This is a genomic window from Lysinibacillus boronitolerans JCM 21713 = 10a = NBRC 103108, from assembly GCF_000772935.1.
GTDB classification, from domain to species: Bacteria; Bacillota; Bacilli; order Bacillales_A; family Planococcaceae; genus Lysinibacillus; species Lysinibacillus boronitolerans.
Window position 1 is genome coordinate 142,902 of record NZ_JPVR01000080.1, and the last position, 17,866, is coordinate 160,767.

15 protein-coding genes and 1 riboswitch are annotated in these 17,866 nt (G+C 37.6%); of the genes, 4 read left to right on the forward strand and 11 right to left on the reverse strand.

Annotation, left to right across the window (positions count from 1 at the left end; translation table 11 throughout):
• Positions 1 to 5: 5 nt before the first annotated feature.
• A complete protein-coding gene (glnA, locus tag CD31_RS19145) occupies positions 6 to 1,340 on the reverse strand; it encodes a type I glutamate--ammonia ligase (protein ID WP_036080124.1) in 1,335 nt (444 codons plus the stop codon).
• Between the two features lie 587 nt (positions 1,341 to 1,927).
• Here glnA and CD31_RS19150 point away from each other — a divergent pair.
• The 4 genes from CD31_RS19150 to CD31_RS19165 are packed head-to-tail and all read left to right on the forward strand — an operon-like array spanning position 1,928 to position 5,637.
• Entirely contained in the window at positions 1,928 to 3,061 is a 1,134-nt protein-coding gene (locus CD31_RS19150; protein WP_036080127.1) for a response regulator, read from the forward strand.
• Positions 3,062 to 3,067: 6 nt separating this feature from the next.
• Positions 3,068 to 3,487 (forward strand): ATP-binding protein, encoded by a 420-nt coding sequence (locus CD31_RS19155; RefSeq protein WP_036080129.1) that lies wholly within the window; start codon positions 3,068 to 3,070, stop codon positions 3,485 to 3,487.
• 27 nt (positions 3,488 to 3,514) lie between these two features.
• Positions 3,515 to 5,212: a methyl-accepting chemotaxis protein gene (locus tag CD31_RS19160; protein WP_036080132.1), complete on the forward strand. Its 1,698-nt coding sequence runs from the start codon at positions 3,515 to 3,517 to the stop codon at positions 5,210 to 5,212.
• Between the two features lie 38 nt (positions 5,213 to 5,250).
• Positions 5,251 to 5,637: an STAS domain-containing protein gene (locus tag CD31_RS19165; RefSeq protein ID WP_016991824.1), complete on the forward strand. Its 387-nt coding sequence runs from the start codon at positions 5,251 to 5,253 to the stop codon at positions 5,635 to 5,637.
• A gap of 403 nt (positions 5,638 to 6,040) precedes the next feature.
• Here the strand turns inward: CD31_RS19165 and CD31_RS19170 are convergent, their stop codons facing one another.
• The 10 genes from CD31_RS19170 to CD31_RS19215 form a co-directional block, all read right to left on the reverse strand.
• Positions 6,041 to 7,387: a sodium-dependent transporter gene (locus tag CD31_RS19170; protein ID WP_036080548.1), complete on the reverse strand. Its 1,347-nt coding sequence runs from the start codon at positions 7,385 to 7,387 to the stop codon at positions 6,041 to 6,043.
• Positions 7,388 to 7,628: 241 nt separating this feature from the next.
• Positions 7,629 to 8,216, reverse strand: coding sequence for an ECF transporter S component (locus CD31_RS19175; protein ID WP_036080135.1), 588 nt, complete (start codon positions 8,214 to 8,216; stop codon positions 7,629 to 7,631).
• 218 nt (positions 8,217 to 8,434) lie between these two features.
• Positions 8,435 to 8,621: riboswitch (FMN riboswitch) on the reverse strand.
• 144 nt (positions 8,622 to 8,765) lie between these two features.
• A complete protein-coding gene (locus tag CD31_RS19180) occupies positions 8,766 to 10,052 on the reverse strand; it encodes a hypothetical protein (RefSeq protein WP_036080138.1) in 1,287 nt (428 codons plus the stop codon).
• A complete protein-coding gene (gene sigX / locus CD31_RS19185; protein ID WP_009370717.1) occupies positions 10,049 to 10,582 on the reverse strand; it encodes an RNA polymerase sigma factor SigX in 534 nt (177 codons plus the stop codon). The genes CD31_RS19180 and sigX overlap by 4 nt, the downstream gene beginning before the upstream one ends.
• A gap of 78 nt (positions 10,583 to 10,660) precedes the next feature.
• Positions 10,661 to 12,436: an ATP-binding protein gene (locus tag CD31_RS19190; protein ID WP_016995169.1), complete on the reverse strand. Its 1,776-nt coding sequence runs from the start codon at positions 12,434 to 12,436 to the stop codon at positions 10,661 to 10,663.
• Positions 12,429 to 13,145, reverse strand: coding sequence for a response regulator transcription factor (locus CD31_RS19195; protein WP_004232215.1), 717 nt, complete (start codon positions 13,143 to 13,145; stop codon positions 12,429 to 12,431). Before CD31_RS19195 ends, CD31_RS19190 begins: the two co-directional genes overlap by 8 nt.
• A gap of 115 nt (positions 13,146 to 13,260) precedes the next feature.
• On the reverse strand, positions 13,261 to 14,442 hold the full coding sequence (gene ccsB / locus CD31_RS19200; RefSeq protein ID WP_016995170.1) for a c-type cytochrome biogenesis protein CcsB: 1,182 nt from the start codon (positions 14,440 to 14,442) through the stop codon (positions 13,261 to 13,263).
• Positions 14,439 to 16,115: a cytochrome c biogenesis protein ResB gene (gene resB / locus CD31_RS19205; RefSeq protein ID WP_016995171.1), complete on the reverse strand. Its 1,677-nt coding sequence runs from the start codon at positions 16,113 to 16,115 to the stop codon at positions 14,439 to 14,441. Before resB ends, ccsB begins: the two co-directional genes overlap by 4 nt.
• Positions 16,116 to 16,121: 6 nt before the next feature.
• The gene (resA, locus tag CD31_RS19210) at positions 16,122 to 16,661 is read right to left on the reverse strand and encodes a thiol-disulfide oxidoreductase ResA (protein ID WP_004232210.1); all 540 of its coding nucleotides are present in this window, start codon (positions 16,659 to 16,661) and stop codon (positions 16,122 to 16,124) included.
• Between the two features lie 318 nt (positions 16,662 to 16,979).
• Positions 16,980 to 17,711: a pseudouridine synthase gene (locus CD31_RS19215; RefSeq protein WP_036080144.1), complete on the reverse strand. Its 732-nt coding sequence runs from the start codon at positions 17,709 to 17,711 to the stop codon at positions 16,980 to 16,982.
• Between the last annotated feature and the right edge of the window lie 155 nt (positions 17,712 to 17,866).

Sequence of the window (17,866 nt, forward strand, 5' to 3'; positions counted from 1 at the left end):
AACCTTTAGTACATCGTTAAATACTCCTCACGTTCCCAGTTATGGACACGTGTGCGATATTTATTCCATTCAATCTCTTTCGCAGCTGTGAATTTATCGTAAATATGGTCACCCAGTGCATCACGAACAATGGCATCCATCTCTAATTCGATTAACGCAAATTCTAATGAGGATGGTAAACTATCAATCCCATTCAACTCCCGATCCGCTGCTGTCATTTTATAAATGTTACGGTCTACTGCAGCTGGTGGCGTTAAATCTTTTCGTATACCATCCAGCCCAGATGCTAGAATAACAGTCATTGCTAAATAAGGGTTTGCTGCTGGATCCACTGAACGCAATTCAATTCGTGTAGATAGTCCACGAGCTGCTGGAATACGAATTAATGGTGAGCGGTTTTGAGCAGACCAAGCTACATAGCAAGGGGCTTCATAGCCAGGTACTAAACGTTTATAGGAATTGACAAGTGGATTTGTGATAGCCGTAAAGCCATGCACATGCTTCATGATTCCTGCCATAAAGCTACGTGCGGTTGCACTTAATTGCAAGTCTGCATGTTCATCGTAGAAGGCATTTTTATCACCTTCAAATAACGAGAGATTAAAATGCATTCCTGACCCATTGACCCCAAATAGTGGCTTTGGCATAAATGTTGCGTGGAGGCCATGCTGTGCAGCAATGGTTTTTACAACTAGTTTAAATGTTTGGATATTGTCACATGCCTCAATAGCACTCGCATACTTAAAGTCGATTTCATGCTGGCCTGGTGCTACTTCATGATGAGACGCTTCAATTTCGAAGCCCATTCCCTCTAGCTCTAAAACAATATCACGACGACAGTTCTCTCCCAAATCAGTTGGCGCTAAATCAAAATAGCCCCCACTATCATTTAATTCCAGTGTCGGACGCCCCTTTTCATCCAACTTGAATAGGAAAAATTCAGGCTCTGGCCCTAAATTAAACGAAGTAAAGCCTAGCTCCTCCATTTCCTTCAATACTCGTTTTAAATTGGAGCGTGGATCTCCTTCAAACGGTGTACCATCTGGTCTTGCAATATCACAGATAAAGCGAGCCACTTTCCCCTTTTCAGCAGTCCAAGGAAAAATCACGAAGGTATTGAAATCAGGCTTTAAATACATATCCGATTCTTCAATACGCACAAAACCTTCGATTGAAGAGCCGTCAAACATAACTTTATTATCTAGCGCTTTTTCTAATTGACTGACAGGCACTTCCACATTTTTGATTGTCCCTAATATATCTGTAAACTGTAGGCGAATAAATTTCACATTTTCTTCCTTCACTCGACGTATAATATCTTCTTTGGTATAATGTTTCATTTTTCACCACTCCAATGTAAATTTAATTAACATACTTTTTTTTATGACTGATCTAAAAATACATTAAAATTGAATAACAAGCAATATGTATGTAATGTTTTATAACATACATTTTATCGAATATATTAATCCCTTTTTTAGATTAATTTTTCTTACCACATTTCCATCTCCAATAGCGATCTTTCACCTTAAAAGAAGGGCAAAATTAATACTTTCTACAAAAGGCCTTTAGTCTTACAAAATCCTTCGTCACTCTAAAAATGTACAGTCAAGTATCATGACTAGAGACGAAGCATTCTCTACTTCCTCATGCATCAAATGCAGATATATCAAGAGCATCGTTAAAAAGTTAACCCGTGAACCCTATCCAAGAACCTAGATGTCAAAAATCCTATTGATTAAGTTTTACTTTATATCACAAAAGCCTTGTATAATGCGATATTTATTGGTAAATTTATAGCAAATTAGAATTTTCATTTATTCATATTATAAGTAAATACGGAGTATATAATTATGGTTAGAAATCATTATGTTGGCTTCCAGGAAATATTTAGTTATAGATACATAAGGCGGTGAATTTAGTAGGCATGTCAGTATTAATTATTGGCAGCGTAAGTAATGATGTGCTACGTCTGCAGAAATATTTTCATCGTATCAGCATCCCAAATATTCATTGCTTTTCAACAACGGAAGCAGCAATGAATTATTTAGTAGATTCATCTTTGAAAGATGAGCTGGAATTAATCGTCCTCGACACTAAAATGACACTCAGCAATTGCGAGGAAATTTGTCAGCACATTCATGTACTTAAAAATTGGATAGATGTCCCTATCCTTCTATCCACTACCTACGAAAAAAACATAACAATCGATAGGGTGTTTGAAGCAGGTATTTTCGACTTTATTTTAAAGCCGTTTGATTTTACTCATTTTAAAACTCGAATTCAAGTAGCCTTAAAATATCAGAAGGAAGCCACGCTTCGAAAGCAGCAAGAAAGTATGATTCAAAAAGATTTATTCGTTGCAAAAAAATTCCAAAAGAACGCACTATCTCCTCCATTAAATCTTGAGCAAATACAGATTGATGGTCTTTATGTAACATCTAATACACTAGGAGGTGACATGTACTGTTGGTTTAAGATTAATGACCATTTAACCGCCATTCTTCTGTACGATGCAATGGGGCATGGCATAGCTGCATCACTCGTTACGATGTCCATTAGATCATTATTAAAAGGAATGATTACTAAGTTAATTGATCCAGTAGCAGTAATCCAAGAACTTAACCGCCAAATATACGAGCTATTTTCTGATGAAGATATGGACCGTTTTTTAATGACGGCGATTTACATACTTCTAGATACGAAAAATGGAACATTGCACTATGTGAATGCGGCTCACCCTTCTGGTTTTTTATTTGGAAAATATGGAGAAACAGTCTTCCTCCCAGCGAATACACCTATCCTCGGACTATTCCCTACTATTCAAATAAATAAAAAAACAATACCTTTATCAGGCTGGCACCGTATTATTCTTTATACAGATGGATTATTAACATTGAACGAGCAAAATTCAATTGATATGGACTTTTTCTACGCTTATGCTTCACAGGATAATAGCTATGCACTACAAAAATTTTCTCAAAAATACAATTTAATTGACAATGATTACAGCGATGACATCACAGTCGTTTCAATAACAATTACATTAAAGGGTAGGTGATTGAAGATGGAATTCACACTCAATGTAAATCCTGATACACAAGCTATAGCCTTTATTGATCAAATTATGGAGAATTATACAAATTTATATAATCTACCTTATAAACGAGAAATAAGATTTGTTGTTCATGAATTAGTCATCAATGCCGTAGAGGCTATGGGGAAAATTAATATACCCACTCAAAAGGAAATTCAAATACATGTAACTCAATCAAACGAAGAAATAAAAATAACAGTCACTGACGAAGCAAAAGGTATTGACGAAAAGGACTGGGACAAAGTTCTTCAATTCGATTTAGACAAACTTGATTATGCTGATCGTGGACGCGGTTTATTTTTTGTCAAAAATATGGTAGACCATATTTGGTTCGAAAATATTTCTGAAACAAAATTTTTAGTAGGTATTTCCAAAAAGTTTCATCTATAAAGTAAACGTAAAATTGGGGGCGTTTTAATGAAGTTATCTATACGAAAGAAAATGAATCTGCTTATATTTGGTTGTATTATTTTACTTACTTCCCTTTTAGCAGGCGTCAATTTTTTTGTTGCCAAGAACAATCTATTAGAAAGTGCTGATACAAAGCTTTTATCAGATATACAATTGAGCTATGAATATTTAGATGCTAAATACCCTGGAGAATGGTCCATAAAAAACAATCAGCTCTATAAAGGCGATATCAATATGGTAGAAAACTTTGAGGTGGCTGATAAAGTTGGAGAACTTACAAACGGGAATGCTGTATCCATCTTTCAAAACGATACTCGTATCAGTACCAATATAGTGGATAATGGTGAGCGTGCTTTAAATACAAAGGTTTCTGACGAGGTTGCAACTGTTGTGCTCGGAGAAAAAAAGCGCTTTATCGGTTCTGCAAATGTCTTAGGAAGTTTGCATCAAGCAGCCTATGATCCTATCGTAAATAGTCAAGGCGAGGTGATCGGTGTATGGGCAACCGCTGTCCCTACCGCTCCTTATATAAGCATTGCAACAAAATCAGCACTGGAGAATGTAGCTATTTCCTTAGTGATTGCCATTGTAATGATCGGAGGAATTAGTTGGTTCTTACAAAAGCAAATTGTAAATCCTATTAACATTTTAAGTACCAATGCCAAGGAATTAGCAGAACTAAATTTAAATGTTAAACTGTTAAACCCTAAAGGCAAAGATGAAATCGCTGAATTAGCACGCGCATTTAGTAGTATGAAAAATCATTTAACAGAGACGATAAAGATTGTAGCTGGTAGTGCACACCAAATTGCAAAGTCGTCACACACTTTGGCAGAATCATCACATCAAACAAGTGAAGCATCTAATCAGATTGCACTAACAATGAATGAAATCGCCGTTGGTACTACCACTCAATCTGATCAGGCTGAACGAATAGTTTCAATGATGCAAAAAACGATTGAAGAAGTATCAAAGAGCTTACAAAAGGCTGAAATCACTTTAAATAGCGCTATCGAATCCACTCATATCGCACGTAAAGGAGAAGAAGCCATCAATGAAGCGATTATGCATCTAAGTGATGTTACAAAAACTGTGTCTTATGCAACTGATTCTATCCAAAAATTAGGCAAGCGCTCTGAAGAAATTGGTGGTATTATTACCGTTATCACTGGGATCGCAGAACAAACGAATCTGTTAGCACTCAATGCAGCCATTGAGGCAGCACGAGCAGGTGATCAAGGAAAAGGCTTTGCTGTCGTTGCATCAGAGGTTCGTCAACTTGCAGAGCAGTCAAGTTTAGCAGCAGGACAAATTACAAATCTTATTAATGATATCCAGGCTGAAACATCTGTAACCGTACGAACGATGGAAAGCAATTTACTGGCTGTCGAGGAGCAGGTTACGATCATCAATAAAGGTGGAAGTGCCCTTAAGGAAATCGTAGAGAAAGTTGTCGAAACTGAGGAAGGCGTCGAACAAATGAAAGTTGCATTTACACATGTTAACGACAACTCTTTAAGCGTACAACAAGCAATTCAAGATATTTCTCGTATCATTGAGGACGCTGCCGCAGCTACAGAGGAGATTGCAGCAACCTCAGAAGAGCAATATGCGACTGTTGCAGAAATTACACAAAGCTCAGATGAGTTATCATCAATTGCTGATAATTTACAAAATGAAGTGAATAAATTTAAGTTTGAATAAATCCCCAAACAAGAAAAGAATAATGGAGGCGCTATAGGATGAATCAGAAGAAAATTGCAATGAATATTGACACAAAGGCTGATTATATTGTAATTGCGTTTACAGGCGATTTAGAATACGGGATGATTGAAGAAATAAAGTCAGAGCTTCAAACACTTAGCTTAGACACAAAGCATGGATACATTATCGATATGCAAAAGGTAACAAATATTGATAGTACTGGATTCGGTATGATCGTTAATTTTGCTAAGAAAGTGTCTGTAAAAGATAAGAAAATCGCCATTATTGTCGTCGATGATTTCATTCGCAACTTATTCGCTATTTCACAGGTTGATAAAGTATTCCCTATTGCCAAAAGCGAAGAACAAGCAAGGAAGATTATTAAAGAAGATTGGCTAGGTGAGCTATCACTTAACGATTATTAATCTTTGTAACCATAATAAAAAGGTGTATTCCTATTAGACGGAATACACCTTTTCATGTTTAAAAAAAGAAGATGTCCACGGCAGAAAAAGCAACTTTGCAAGGTGAAAGGTATTTCCGTTCCGCCAGCGTCACAGATGAGCCGCTTTACTCACTTCCATTCGCTCCAGGGTCTCATCTTTGACCCCTGGCTCCACTCCAATCAACCATTTTTTCATATTAGCATAGCGATTTCAATGTGGAGAAGTGGTGATTGACAGCACCTCTACATAAAGAGTAATGAACACCTTCATTTTATTTGAAAACCTTTGCTAAATAGATTAGATTTTTTTGGTTAGATAGGAAAGCAAGTAGCCAAGCAACAGATATCCATTTCTACCTTTCAATTGACTGTTTTGTTTTTCTTTAATACTGCAGTAGCATATTAACAAACACAACGAGAATAATAATCGGTACAACAACTAACATTAACATACGATATGTAGAATAATAGCCTTGCCCCATTTGACTACCCGTTAGCAATTCTCTCTTCACAAATTCTTTATCCACTACATAGGCAATAAAAATAGCAATGAATAAATTCCCTAATGGAAGCATGATATTCGACACTAAAAAATCGGTTGCATCAAAGATACTTTTCTCAAAAATCATTATATCCGATAATACACTCGAAGAAAGTGCTGCTGGAATAGCTGCAATAAATACGACTATACCAAGTAAAAGCGTCCACATCGGTCGGGATTTCTGACTATGCTCCATAAATGCCGCGACGATAATCTCATATAAACTAAATGATGACGTTAATGTAGCAAATAAAAATAGCAATAAAAACATGGCTAAAAACACTTCACCAAATGGCATTTGACTAAAAGCTGTTGGCAGCACCATAAATAGCAAACCCGGACCCGCTGCTGGCTCTAAATCAAAGGCGAACACCACAGGGAAAATCGCTAAACCTGCTAAAAATGAAACAAGCACGGTTAACAACACTACAGAACCCGCTGAATTCGGAAGACTGACATCCTTTTTTAAATAAGAGCTATATGTAACTAGACAAGAAAAGCCTACTGCTAACCCAAAGAACGATTGTCCTAGGGCTTCTAATAATGCTTTACCTGTAATATTCGAGAAATCAGGCCATAAGAAGAATTTTACCCCTTCCATTGCCCCATCTAATGTAACTGCACGCACAACAAGGACAATGAACATTATGAAGAGTAACGGCATCATCCATTTATTGGCCTTTTCAATTCCATTTTGTACACCTAATGAAATCACAAGTACGTTGGCTAATGTAAACAACACTAGTCCAACAAGCGTAATCCAAGGCGTACCTATAATTTTTCCAAATAGTTCAGCTGGATCTACTGCTGGATCAATTACCGCGCCAGCTACACCTAGCCCGCTATAAATAAAGATCCAACCTCCAACTACGCTATAAAAAGTTAATAATAAAAAACAGCCTAGCACGCCCATTCGACCAATCCAAGCCCAGCCTGGCTTAGTTGGAGCAATTTTTTTATACGCTGTTACAGCCTCGGATTGTGTACCACGTCCTAAAACATACTCGGACAATAACATCGGTAGTCCTATTAACAAGGTAAATAACACAAAGATAAGGAAAAATGCTCCTCCACCACTTTGTCCTGTTACATAGGGAAGTTTCCAAATTGCCCCTAGTCCGATCGCCGCACCAGCTGATGCTAAAATAAAACCTAATTTACTAGACCACTGTCCTTTTTTTCCACTCATCTCTTCAAACTCCTCAAACATTCTAAACTCTTCTCTATTTTACATGAAAATATAGCTTTCGACTAGGTTGTAATTATAAAGGACTAGGTAGCTAGTTTATCCCATTACTTTTTTCTATAATTATCCGTTAGTTTGGCCTTTCTATCCTTCACTTTTAGTAAATTATCCGTCAGACCTTTCCCCTATCCTTCAATCCTTCCAACAAAAAACCTCAGGTATGTTTACCCGAGGTTAGTAAAAATTATTTTGTTATATAGATAGAACGCTGGCGGTCGATCCATTTGCGCATTGTTGTAAATAAAAACGCCATAATAGCCGTTAATAAAATACCTTTTACAATGTTAAATGGTAAAATCCCAGCGATGATCATTTTATAAAGCGAATCACCTACAACAGGCTCCATACCTAAGAAGTATGTGTACATCGGTAAAAATACTGCGTAGTTTAAAATACTCATGCCTACTGCCATTACAACTGTTCCAGTCGCTAAACCTCCAACAAGACCAGCAATTGTTTTAAAGCGATTAAAAATAAGGCTTACTGGTAAAATAAATAAAATACCTGTTGCAAAGTTGGCAATATGACCTACTGGCACACCTGTTGGCGTTCCCGAGAAAATCCAATCCAATACATTTTTAAATAATTCTACTAAAATACCAGCCACAGGCCCCATAGTGATGGCTGCTATTAATGCTGGCATATCACTAAAGTCGACTTCCAAAAATGCTGGGAATGGTGGAATTGGGAAATTAAAAAGCATTAATAAAAACGAAATACTGCTCAGCATGCCAATCGTAATAAACGATTGAAGTTTAACATTTTTCTTCATAGAAAACTCTCTCCTCTTTGCTGATTCAATCTCGCAAGAAGAAAGGTGACGATCTTTCAATTGTTAGCATGAAAAAACCCTTATGCATGAAAAGCACAAGGGAGAAAGGCATGACGAATAAGCGTCAACATAAACTATTTTTTAAGCACTGTTTAAAAAGTCATACAAAAAAAGCGCTCGGTCATAGTTCATTTCATAACAATGAATGACGATCGTACCTCCATCTTCTCCCATCCAGACTTTAACTGTCGGCCTTGGAATCACACCAAGTCAGCCATGCAAATAAATTTGCACAGGTCGCGGGCTGAAGAGCGAAGCATAAACCATTCGAGTTAATGAAAAACATTAACGGTTCACCACTCTATTACCGCCGGTCGGGATTTTCACCCTGCCCCGAAGATGAATCATATTATTTTATACTACAACCTTACTATAATTAATTATCAAGAAAAAGTAAATAGTTCTGCTTAAAAAAAATCCGATTAGATTTGTATGTATTGTAAAAATGGAGCATTCCATGTTACAGGAATGCTCCATTTTTGATTTTGACTAAGGCATATATTGTTTATTTGGCCCCACAGGCTTTGGCAAATACGTTTTTAAATCGAACCCTTCCCAGCTTTCTTGGACCACATTATCTAAGCGTAATTGTTGGTCAAAGCTAGCAGCAGTTAACATCATGGCCTCAATCAGTTGGGTAGCGCGAATTGGCTCCATCGATGCTAAATCTAAAGGGATATCGAATGTAACGACTACACCTTCTGCTTCCTCTTTCACCGTGTATGTCACATTTTCAGGAACAACTGTTACATAAACATCATCATTTTTGTTTTTCATTAATGTAAGTGCCTCTGTAACATTAGCAAATGTTTGACGGAAATCTGGTGATAGATATTCTGCCCCATTACCATCTTGGTATAAATAATAATTAAAATGTTTGGCGTTTGTTAATGACATGGCTTGGCTTGGCTCACCCTCTTGAGAAAACTCATAAGGTGTGCCATCTTCATTTTGAATCTCAACTTCCGTATATTCAGAATCCGAGAATGTATCCTCTAAAGTACCTTTGTATTCATTAACGGTAGCTGAAGCAACATCATAGTTATTGTCCTTTGGTAAAACGTGGACAAGCTTGTCATCTTTCTCCTTCAGTTCACCCTTAAAAGGATGATAATCCGTAAACCCTTTGGCTTCTTCATCAATTTGAGGAGCATATTTCTCATACATCTGTAAAGTAGAAGGTTTTTGCGTCCCAAAATCAGTTGCTACACGCTCATTTGGTATCACATATGTCATTGGTACACTTTCTGCATCACGTCCTGCCAAACCAATACGAAAAACGACAGCATCTTTCACATCTTCCTCATAGACTGATGACCGTAAAGATAACATACGCTCATGCTCCGCTACAATACTGGATTGAAGTGCCTCATCCTGGGTAGCGGCCTCTTTAGCAGAACGATCTTCCTGTAATGTAGAGTAATTAGCCGTTTCCGGTGTACTAGCTAGATCTTTTTGGCTAGTGTTATTATTCATGACCATGGAGCCAACGAGCACCGTTAACGCGAAAACAGCTGCTATACTCGTAAAAATCGACATTTTTCGGAACTTAAATCGTGATGGTTGTTCATCTTGAATCAAAGGTTTACTTTCTTGTTGTGCTTCTTCATTCTCTATAGGTTGTTGTATCGCTTCTTGAAGGTGACTATTATCCTGCAAGCGAGCATCTGCCATTAACCGATTTAATATTTCTTCTTTTGAACGGCGGTCAGAAAGCTTAGGGGCATTGTTCAATACATGTTCAAGCTGTTCATCATCAAATGGCTTATGCGTCATTGCCGTTTCGCCTCCTGTTCTCTAATCGGCTGTAGCTGTTGCCTTAAAAATTTAATGGCTCGATGCTGGGTGGTTTTTACCTTAGCTTCTGTCCAATCTAGTATTTGCGCTGTTTCTGCAATTGATAAGTCCTGAAAATAGCGCATAATAATGACCATTTTTTGGTCGCCTGTACAGTTTTCAAGTGCTGATTCTACCTGCATAAATTCATCACTGGCCTGTAGCATATCTTCCGGTGATGGTGTGGTTGAATGGAGCTGTTCCGTTTCCCAGTCAAAGAAATCATGTGAATGCTTTTGGCGTACAGCTTGCTTTCTAAAATGATCAATCGCTACATTTTTGGCAATAGCAAATAGCCAAGTTTTCTCACTACTATTCCCTGCAAATTGATCGTACGAGCGCAACACTCGTACATAAACTTCATGTGCTAAATCTTCGGCAAGTGTACGGTTTTTTACTAAATATATTAAAAACTGAAACACGTCTTGGTGATATGCATCGTATAGTCGATGGAACACGGAGTCATTCAAAGCACTCCACCCCCGTTCTATAATATTTGTCGTCTTACATTCATAGAAGTTACAGCCAATTAATAGCAATACATGTTATTAATCGAACGGTAAATAAAACGTGAAGGTCGTACCCTCTTTCAGCACACTGTCTACCATTATATTACCTGAGTGTGCCTTCACAATATTTCTAGCAATGGCTAAGCCGAGACCAGTTCCACCCTTGGAACGAGTACGTGCCTTATCGGCTTTATAAAAACGTTCAAAGACATAGGGTAAGTCCTCTTGAGGAATGCCATGTCCTGTATCTTGGACAGATATTTTAGCAAATGTCGGCTCCTGCTCTACTTTTACAGTCACAGACCCTTCATCTGTATGTCTAAGGGCATTGTCAACTAAATTTGTAAGCACTTGTTCAATGCGATCCTCATCTATATTAATCATAGCCTCGTCATTAAATTCACTGTCAAATTGCAGACGAACGTGCTTTTCTTTTGCTACCTGCGCAAATTTTTGTGTAATTCGTTCGAATGTAGAATTAATCGGTAATTCATCTTTATATAGCGTCATATGCCCTGATTCCATGCGTGCTAAATCTAATAGATCTGTCACAAGACGGCCCATTCGCTTCGATTCATCATAAATAATTTTGGTAATCTCATTACGCTCTTCCTGATCCTGAATAAAATCATCATCCATCAATGCTTCCGAGTAACCTTGAAGCATGGCAATTGGTGTCCGTAGCTCATGAGAGACATTGGCTATAAAATCGGATCTAAGTTTTTCTAAGCGATGTTGTTCAGTCATATCACGAATAACAGCCACAGCGCCACGTATCATTTCACCACTATAAAGGGGACTAATAGTAAACGTATAATAGCTGCCGTCCATTTCAATTTCCTCTTCTAGTTTATCCTCAAACATCAGCACATGATCAAGCATATGATACAGCTCTGGCGGGATAGGTTTAGCACTTTGTGAGCCTTTATTCACAAACCACTTTTGCATTAGCCGTTCTGCTGGTGGATTACTTAATAATATTGTACGATCACGGTTAAATGTAATCACAGCATCTGTCATAGATGTCAAAATATTAGAAAGCTGTTCGTTTTCTTGATTGATGACCTCTAAATTATGCTTTAATTGACGGCCCATTTGGTTAAAGGCAACGGCAAGCTGACCAATTTCGTCATTTTGGGTAGTAGGCATTTTCGCTTCAAAATTCCCTTTCGCGATTTCAAAAGCCAATTCACGCATTTTTCTCAATGGCGAAGTAATACGTGAAGAAAGGAAAAATGCGAAGAATGTCGTCAACACAAATGCTATGAAGGCTGCTAAAAAGACAATTTTCGTTGTTTCCTTAGACGTTTTATGTAGCGCATCAGGGCTTTGATAGATGAAGACAGCTCCATGTACTGCATTTTCAACATTTAGCGGAAAACCAAGTACGACATAAGATTCCATCTTTTCTTGATCAGTTGAAGAAGGCATCATCATTTCTTTAATAATCGGTTCATCTGATTGAAACACTTCATGAAAAGATTTATTGGCTAAAATGGTATCTTGTATTTCTTTTTTATTGACACCCTCTTGCATTGCAAAGGACACTTCAACATGACTGATAGCGATCAATGCATTGGTCCCTGTAGGTAAAATATCTTTTAATAATTCCGAGGTAGATTCGGCTGTTTCATTGTCATCTACTATACTTGCTACCGTTGCAGCTGTTTGCCGCAATGAAATTTCTGCTTGCTGCATATGGTAATTTTGAAGAAATTCAAGCATTAACACCGTGAAAACAAATAATACAAATGAAACGAGAAGCAATATGGTTACCCATAGCTTCCCGACAACACTATTCCATATTCTATTCATTGACAACCTCAAATTTGTATCCAACGCCCCAAACCGTCACAATCATTTTAGCAGCGTTTTCAGAAACTCGGTTGAGCTTTTCACGTAAACGTTTTACATGTGTGTCCACTGTACGTAAATCACCAAAGAAGTCATAATGCCATACCTCTTTTAGTAGTTGTTCACGGTCAAATACTTTGTCTGGCGATTTCGCTAAAAAGTATAGCAATTCATACTCTTTCGGTGTTAAATTAACCTCAATGCCCTCTGCAGTCACACGGTGTGCATCATGATCAATCATTAAATGTTGGAACACCACTAAATCTTTTGAAGAAGACGCATTTGTCGTTGGTGAGAAAGCCTGTGAACGGCGTAAAATAGCCTTCACACGTAGCACAACCTCACGAGGACTAAATGGTTTTACAATATAGTCATCTGCACCAAGCTCAAACCCTTGTACACGGTTCGCTTCTTCGCCTTTGGCAGTTAATAAAATAATCGGTGTTGCTGCGCGCTCTCGAATTTCCGCACACACTTCTAGCCCATCTTTTTCAGGCATCATAATATCAAGTAAAATACAGTGATACTCTTTTTCTAAAGATTTCTCGATCGCTTGTTCACCATTTTCGGCCTCGTCAACAAGGTATCCTTCACGCTCAAGATACATTTTTAATAAGCGGCGAATACGATCCTCGTCATCTACTACTAATACTGAAATATTTTCTGACACTTTCACGATCCCTCTCTTCCAATCTTTCTCTAACTTCTATTGTACATGGTGTGACACATATTGAAAAGAAAAGAAAGCCTCTTCGCTACAGCGAAAAGGCTTGTTGCTTCACAGGTTACGCGTAGGAGTGTAAACCTGCTAGAATTAAGTTAACAGCAATTAGGTTGAATAAAATAATCCCGAAACCAATTAATGCTAACCAAGCAGATTTTCGACCTTCCCAGCCTTTTGATAGACGTAAATGCAGGAATGCTGCATAGAATAACCATGTAATAAGAGCCCATACTTCTTTTGGATCCCAACCCCAGAAACGACTCCAAGCAATTTGTGCCCAAATCATCGCAAAGATTAAAGCACCAAGGGAGAATACAGGGAAACCAATCAGCACTGAACGATAACCAATTTCATCAAGTAATTGTAAATTGACACGTTTAACAAGTGGTTGGAAAATGGCACTAATTCGACGGCGAGCAATTAAACGAATTAATAAATACAACACAGATCCTACCATTAATGACCAAACAACAGTTGTTAATTTTTTCGCATTAATTAATGCTGGCATTTCTACTAATGGCGACATGCCATGTTCTTCTATCACTTCATATTCATTCATACCGAATACTGGAGGTAAATTGTAAATAATTTTACGAGTAGTTCCTTCTTTATCCACATAATTATAACTAGACTCATAATCCATCGCACTAAATGTAGATGTAACTGCAACAAACCCAACAACTACTACAAGACAGTACATAACGGCCTCTAACCAAAAACGTTGTTTAGAAGGCTTTGTTAAATCAACTACTTTTAATAAGTAAATAAGTCCTGCCACAGCACTTATCGCTAAAATAGATTGTCCTAATGCAGCTGTAATAACGTGAATTGTTAACCAATGACTTTGTAAAGAAGGCACTAAAGGGCTTACTTCTTTTGGGAACATTGCTGCATAAGCGATGATCAAAAGCGCAACTGGCAATGCCACTAATCCAAGTGCAGTCAAACGATAAATAAAATAAATTAAGATAAACGCGCCGACAATGAACATACCAAAGGCAGTTGTAAATTCGAACATGTTACTTACTGGCGCATGTCCTGTATAGATCCAACGCGTAATAAAATAGCTAAGCTGTGATAGGAAACCAATAATGGTAACCACAATGGCAAGCTTGCCCCATTTATCAGTATTTTTACCAGTAGCATTCGCTTGCTTAATTGAACCACCAAATAATAATGTCGCTACTAGATAAGCAATAAATGCTACAAATAGTAAGTTTCCACTTATGTCAATCAAACTCATAAGGTGTTGTCACCTTCCTTTTCTTTAATGCCACCATTTGTGGACTCTTCGCTAGCCTCATCTTTCTCTAACTGATCTATATATGGAGGCAATGCAGCAAATGTTGTAACAGCATCTAAATCCTTTTTCATGCTGAACATATTTTTGTTGACATGGGCAGCCATTAACACACGGCCGTCTGGTTCCACTTGAAGCCATAGACGACGATGATTCCAGTAAGAGCCAATCGCAACACCGATCATAAAGATGACACCACCAACAAACAGAATAGGGATGGTACTATCTTTACGTACTGTAATACCTGACATATCACGCATTTCTGCACTAGCAAATTTCATTCTATATTTATTTTCACCAAGTGGTTCTAAAGGAGGCTGCATAATTTCAACAAAGCTTACTTCTCCTTCAGGTGTTTCTGGTGTAGTCATTTTAAATAAAAATGCAGGATTATTTGGAATAGACGTTTTAGTCTGAGGTTCACCATTTTCAAATCCATCAAAATCAGGTGTATAGACAAGAATTTGAACGGATGAACCATTCCCTAAATCATATTCCTTTTTAGGATTTGTTAAATCAATCTCTACCTTACCTAATGATTTCTCTGTCGTCTTATTAATTAATTCAAAGTTCATTTGTTTTAATTCATTAAGACGATAATCCATCTGGTAAAGCGCAAAGCCATCTTCTTTCAAAGGATGGTTTACACGAATGGAATAGTCTTTTACTTTTTCTAGATTTTCCGTATCACCTGGTAATGCATCTTCAGGTTGCTTGTATAGTGTAATATCGGTCTGGAAGTTTTTAGCCACTACATTCACACCCTGTTTAACTTGCTCGCCTTGAGGTGTATTATCATGTGTTTCTAAAATAAAATCACGGTTTTCAATGAAATAGCCTTCCATTCCAGTGATAGCTCGTGTTTCACCTTCACGCACCCATATCGATTCATCAACATAGAATCCTGGGACTAGACGTAGCATGACCCCACCTAAAAAAATGATGAGACCTACATGGTTTATGTACGGACCGTAACGAGAAAAGCGTCCTTTTTCAGCTAAGAGAGCGCTACCATCTCGACGAACAGAATACTTCATCTCAGTCATTTTTTGAGCCACTTTATCAAGCGTTTCCTCCGCACTGGCTGACACTTGTCCTTCTGCAACAATGCGCTGACGCTTCATAAAGCTTTCATGTCTTTTAACACGTTGATTCTTTAATGATTTATAAAGTGGAATGCCTCGGTCAAGACTTGCCACTATAATTGATACCGCTAGCATACCAACCAAAATCTGGAACCACCATGAGCTATATAAATCCGAAAGCCCCAACGTATAATAGATTTTACCGAATGTACCATATACGTCTGCGTAGTAAGCCCCCTTCTCCATATCAGAAGCTTTTACGTAAAACTCTTGTGGTAGTAATGTTCCGACTGAAGCAGCAATTAATGTGATTATAATTAAGGATATACCAACTTTAACACTTGAGAAGAAATTCCATATTTTATCAACAAATGATTTGTTATATGTTTTGGAGCGAATGGCCATACCATCATAGCGCATATCAACAACCTTATTTTGTTTTTCTTCCTCGGTTAAAGGACGACCACATTTCTCACAAAGCTTCGTGCCGTATGGATTACTATGACCACAAGCACAAATGATTTTTTCCATCGTCATTTACTCCTTATTTGGCTTCACTAATTCCATGTACGAAGCAATATCCTTCTCCGTCATTTCACCTGTAATAATTTTGGCCACTTTGCCTTCTGGATCGATTAGCACTGTTGCAGGTAATTGACCTACATTATAAGCAGTCATAACACTTTTTGTTTTATCGATAACTACTGGAAATGACAACCCATATCGATCGACAAAATTCTGTACTTCAAAATCTGTTTGAGCAATATTGACAGCTAATGTTTGTACACCATGATCTTTAAATTCTTGATACTGATTGTCCATCGCAGGCATTTCCTTCTCGCAAGGCTTACACCAAGTTCCCCAGAAATTTAAAAATACCCCTTGCCCTTTATAATCCGACAATTTATGTTTTTCACCGTTTAAATCTACTAACGTGAAGTCAGGTGCCTCAGAGCCTACTGCTACTAACTCTACTTTTTCCTTTGTTGCTGTTCCATATACTGTGTACCCGATTGCCAACGCTAACACAGCTAAAATGACAGTTCGCAGTACAAGACGTTTTTTCTTTTTCTCCAAGTTAATAAACCCCCTATCAATTACGGCTTGCGTTTGCTTTTACATAAGGAAGAGACAAATAGAACTTTTTCATGCTCTATACGTCTATAAGTATGTAAAAGCTTCTTTCACATTGACGTCAACAATACCGGATTAAATGTGTTACAGCTTTTTTGAACAAACTGCTACTAGGTGTACTATTCTCACCTATTATAGCAAAAGGATACAAAAACACTTAGCTATTAATTATGAATGATTTATGAACGATTTCACCACAAAGAAAGTGTAAACATCCAAATACCTCTTGTGGTATCCACACTTTCTTCTGGCAAAATTGCATTAATCAAGCTTTCCTGTTTCTGCTAACACACGTAGTTGCTTTACTTCATGCTTTGATAATTCACGGTATTCTCCTGGAGCAAGGCCAAATAAATCTAAGAAAGCAAAGCGTTCGCGTTTTAATTTGACAACGGGTGTTCCAATCGCTTCAAACATACGACGAACTTGACGATTGCGCCCTTCATGAATCGTGATTTCACAAATAGCTTTGCCCGCTTTTTCATCGAAAGATGTCATACTTACCTTAGCAGGTGCTGTCTTACCATCCTCTAATTTGATCCCTCGTTGAAGCTTTTTAAGCCCTTCAATTGTCGGCACACCTTTGACACGAGCGATATAGGTTTTGTCAATTTTAAATTTCGGATGTGTCAACATATAGGAAAATTCTCCATCATTTGTCAATAGCAATAATCCAGATGTATCATAATCAAGACGACCAACTGGGAAAATACGTTGCGGAATATGATGAAATAAATCTGTGACAGTTTTGCGTCCTTTATCATCTGTTACTGCAGAAATTGTTCCGCGTGGTTTGTAAAGTAAGAAATATACCTTATCTTCTTTTTCTAGTTTTACGCCTTCTACTTCAATTGTATCGGAATTAGATACCTTTGTTCCTAACTCACGAATCACTACACCATTTACTTTAACTTTACCTTCTAAAATCAATTGCTCTGCCTTGCGCCTTGACGCAACGCCTGCATAGGCAATGACCTTTTGTAATCTTTCCATTTTTTTCACCTCTAGTTTTCTTTCACATTGACACGTTCGTCATCATTCGATTTCGATCCAATGAATAGGGTTATTTTTCCCGCTAATCTGTGAAAATTATGTCATACTTTTAGACATTATTAAAGAAAAACAAATTTCACATTTTTTATTTGAGT

Excerpts from the sequence above, each read along its gene's own strand:
- glnA (WP_036080124.1), bottom strand. The coding sequence starts at position 1,340 with ATGAAACATTATACCAAAGAAGATATTATACGTCGAGTGAAGGAAGAA.
- CD31_RS19150 (WP_036080127.1), top strand. The coding sequence starts at position 1,928 with ATGTCAGTATTAATTATTGGCAGCGTAAGTAATGATGTGCTACGTCTG.
- CD31_RS19155 (WP_036080129.1), top strand. The coding sequence starts at position 3,068 with ATGGAATTCACACTCAATGTAAATCCTGATACACAAGCTATAGCCTTT.
- CD31_RS19160 (WP_036080132.1), top strand. The coding sequence starts at position 3,515 with ATGAAGTTATCTATACGAAAGAAAATGAATCTGCTTATATTTGGTTGT.
- CD31_RS19165 (WP_016991824.1), top strand. The coding sequence starts at position 5,251 with ATGAATCAGAAGAAAATTGCAATGAATATTGACACAAAGGCTGATTAT.
- CD31_RS19170 (WP_036080548.1), bottom strand. The coding sequence starts at position 7,387 with ATGAGTGGAAAAAAAGGACAGTGGTCTAGTAAATTAGGTTTTATTTTA.
- CD31_RS19175 (WP_036080135.1), bottom strand. The coding sequence starts at position 8,216 with ATGAAGAAAAATGTTAAACTTCAATCGTTTATTACGATTGGCATGCTG.
- CD31_RS19180 (WP_036080138.1), bottom strand. The coding sequence starts at position 10,052 with ATGACGCATAAGCCATTTGATGATGAACAGCTTGAACATGTATTGAAC.
- CD31_RS19190 (WP_016995169.1), bottom strand. The coding sequence starts at position 12,436 with ATGAATAGAATATGGAATAGTGTTGTCGGGAAGCTATGGGTAACCATA.
- ccsB (WP_016995170.1), bottom strand. The coding sequence starts at position 14,442 with ATGAGTTTGATTGACATAAGTGGAAACTTACTATTTGTAGCATTTATT.
- resB (WP_016995171.1), bottom strand. The coding sequence starts at position 16,115 with ATGGAAAAAATCATTTGTGCTTGTGGTCATAGTAATCCATACGGCACG.
- CD31_RS19215 (WP_036080144.1), bottom strand. The coding sequence starts at position 17,711 with ATGGAAAGATTACAAAAGGTCATTGCCTATGCAGGCGTTGCGTCAAGG.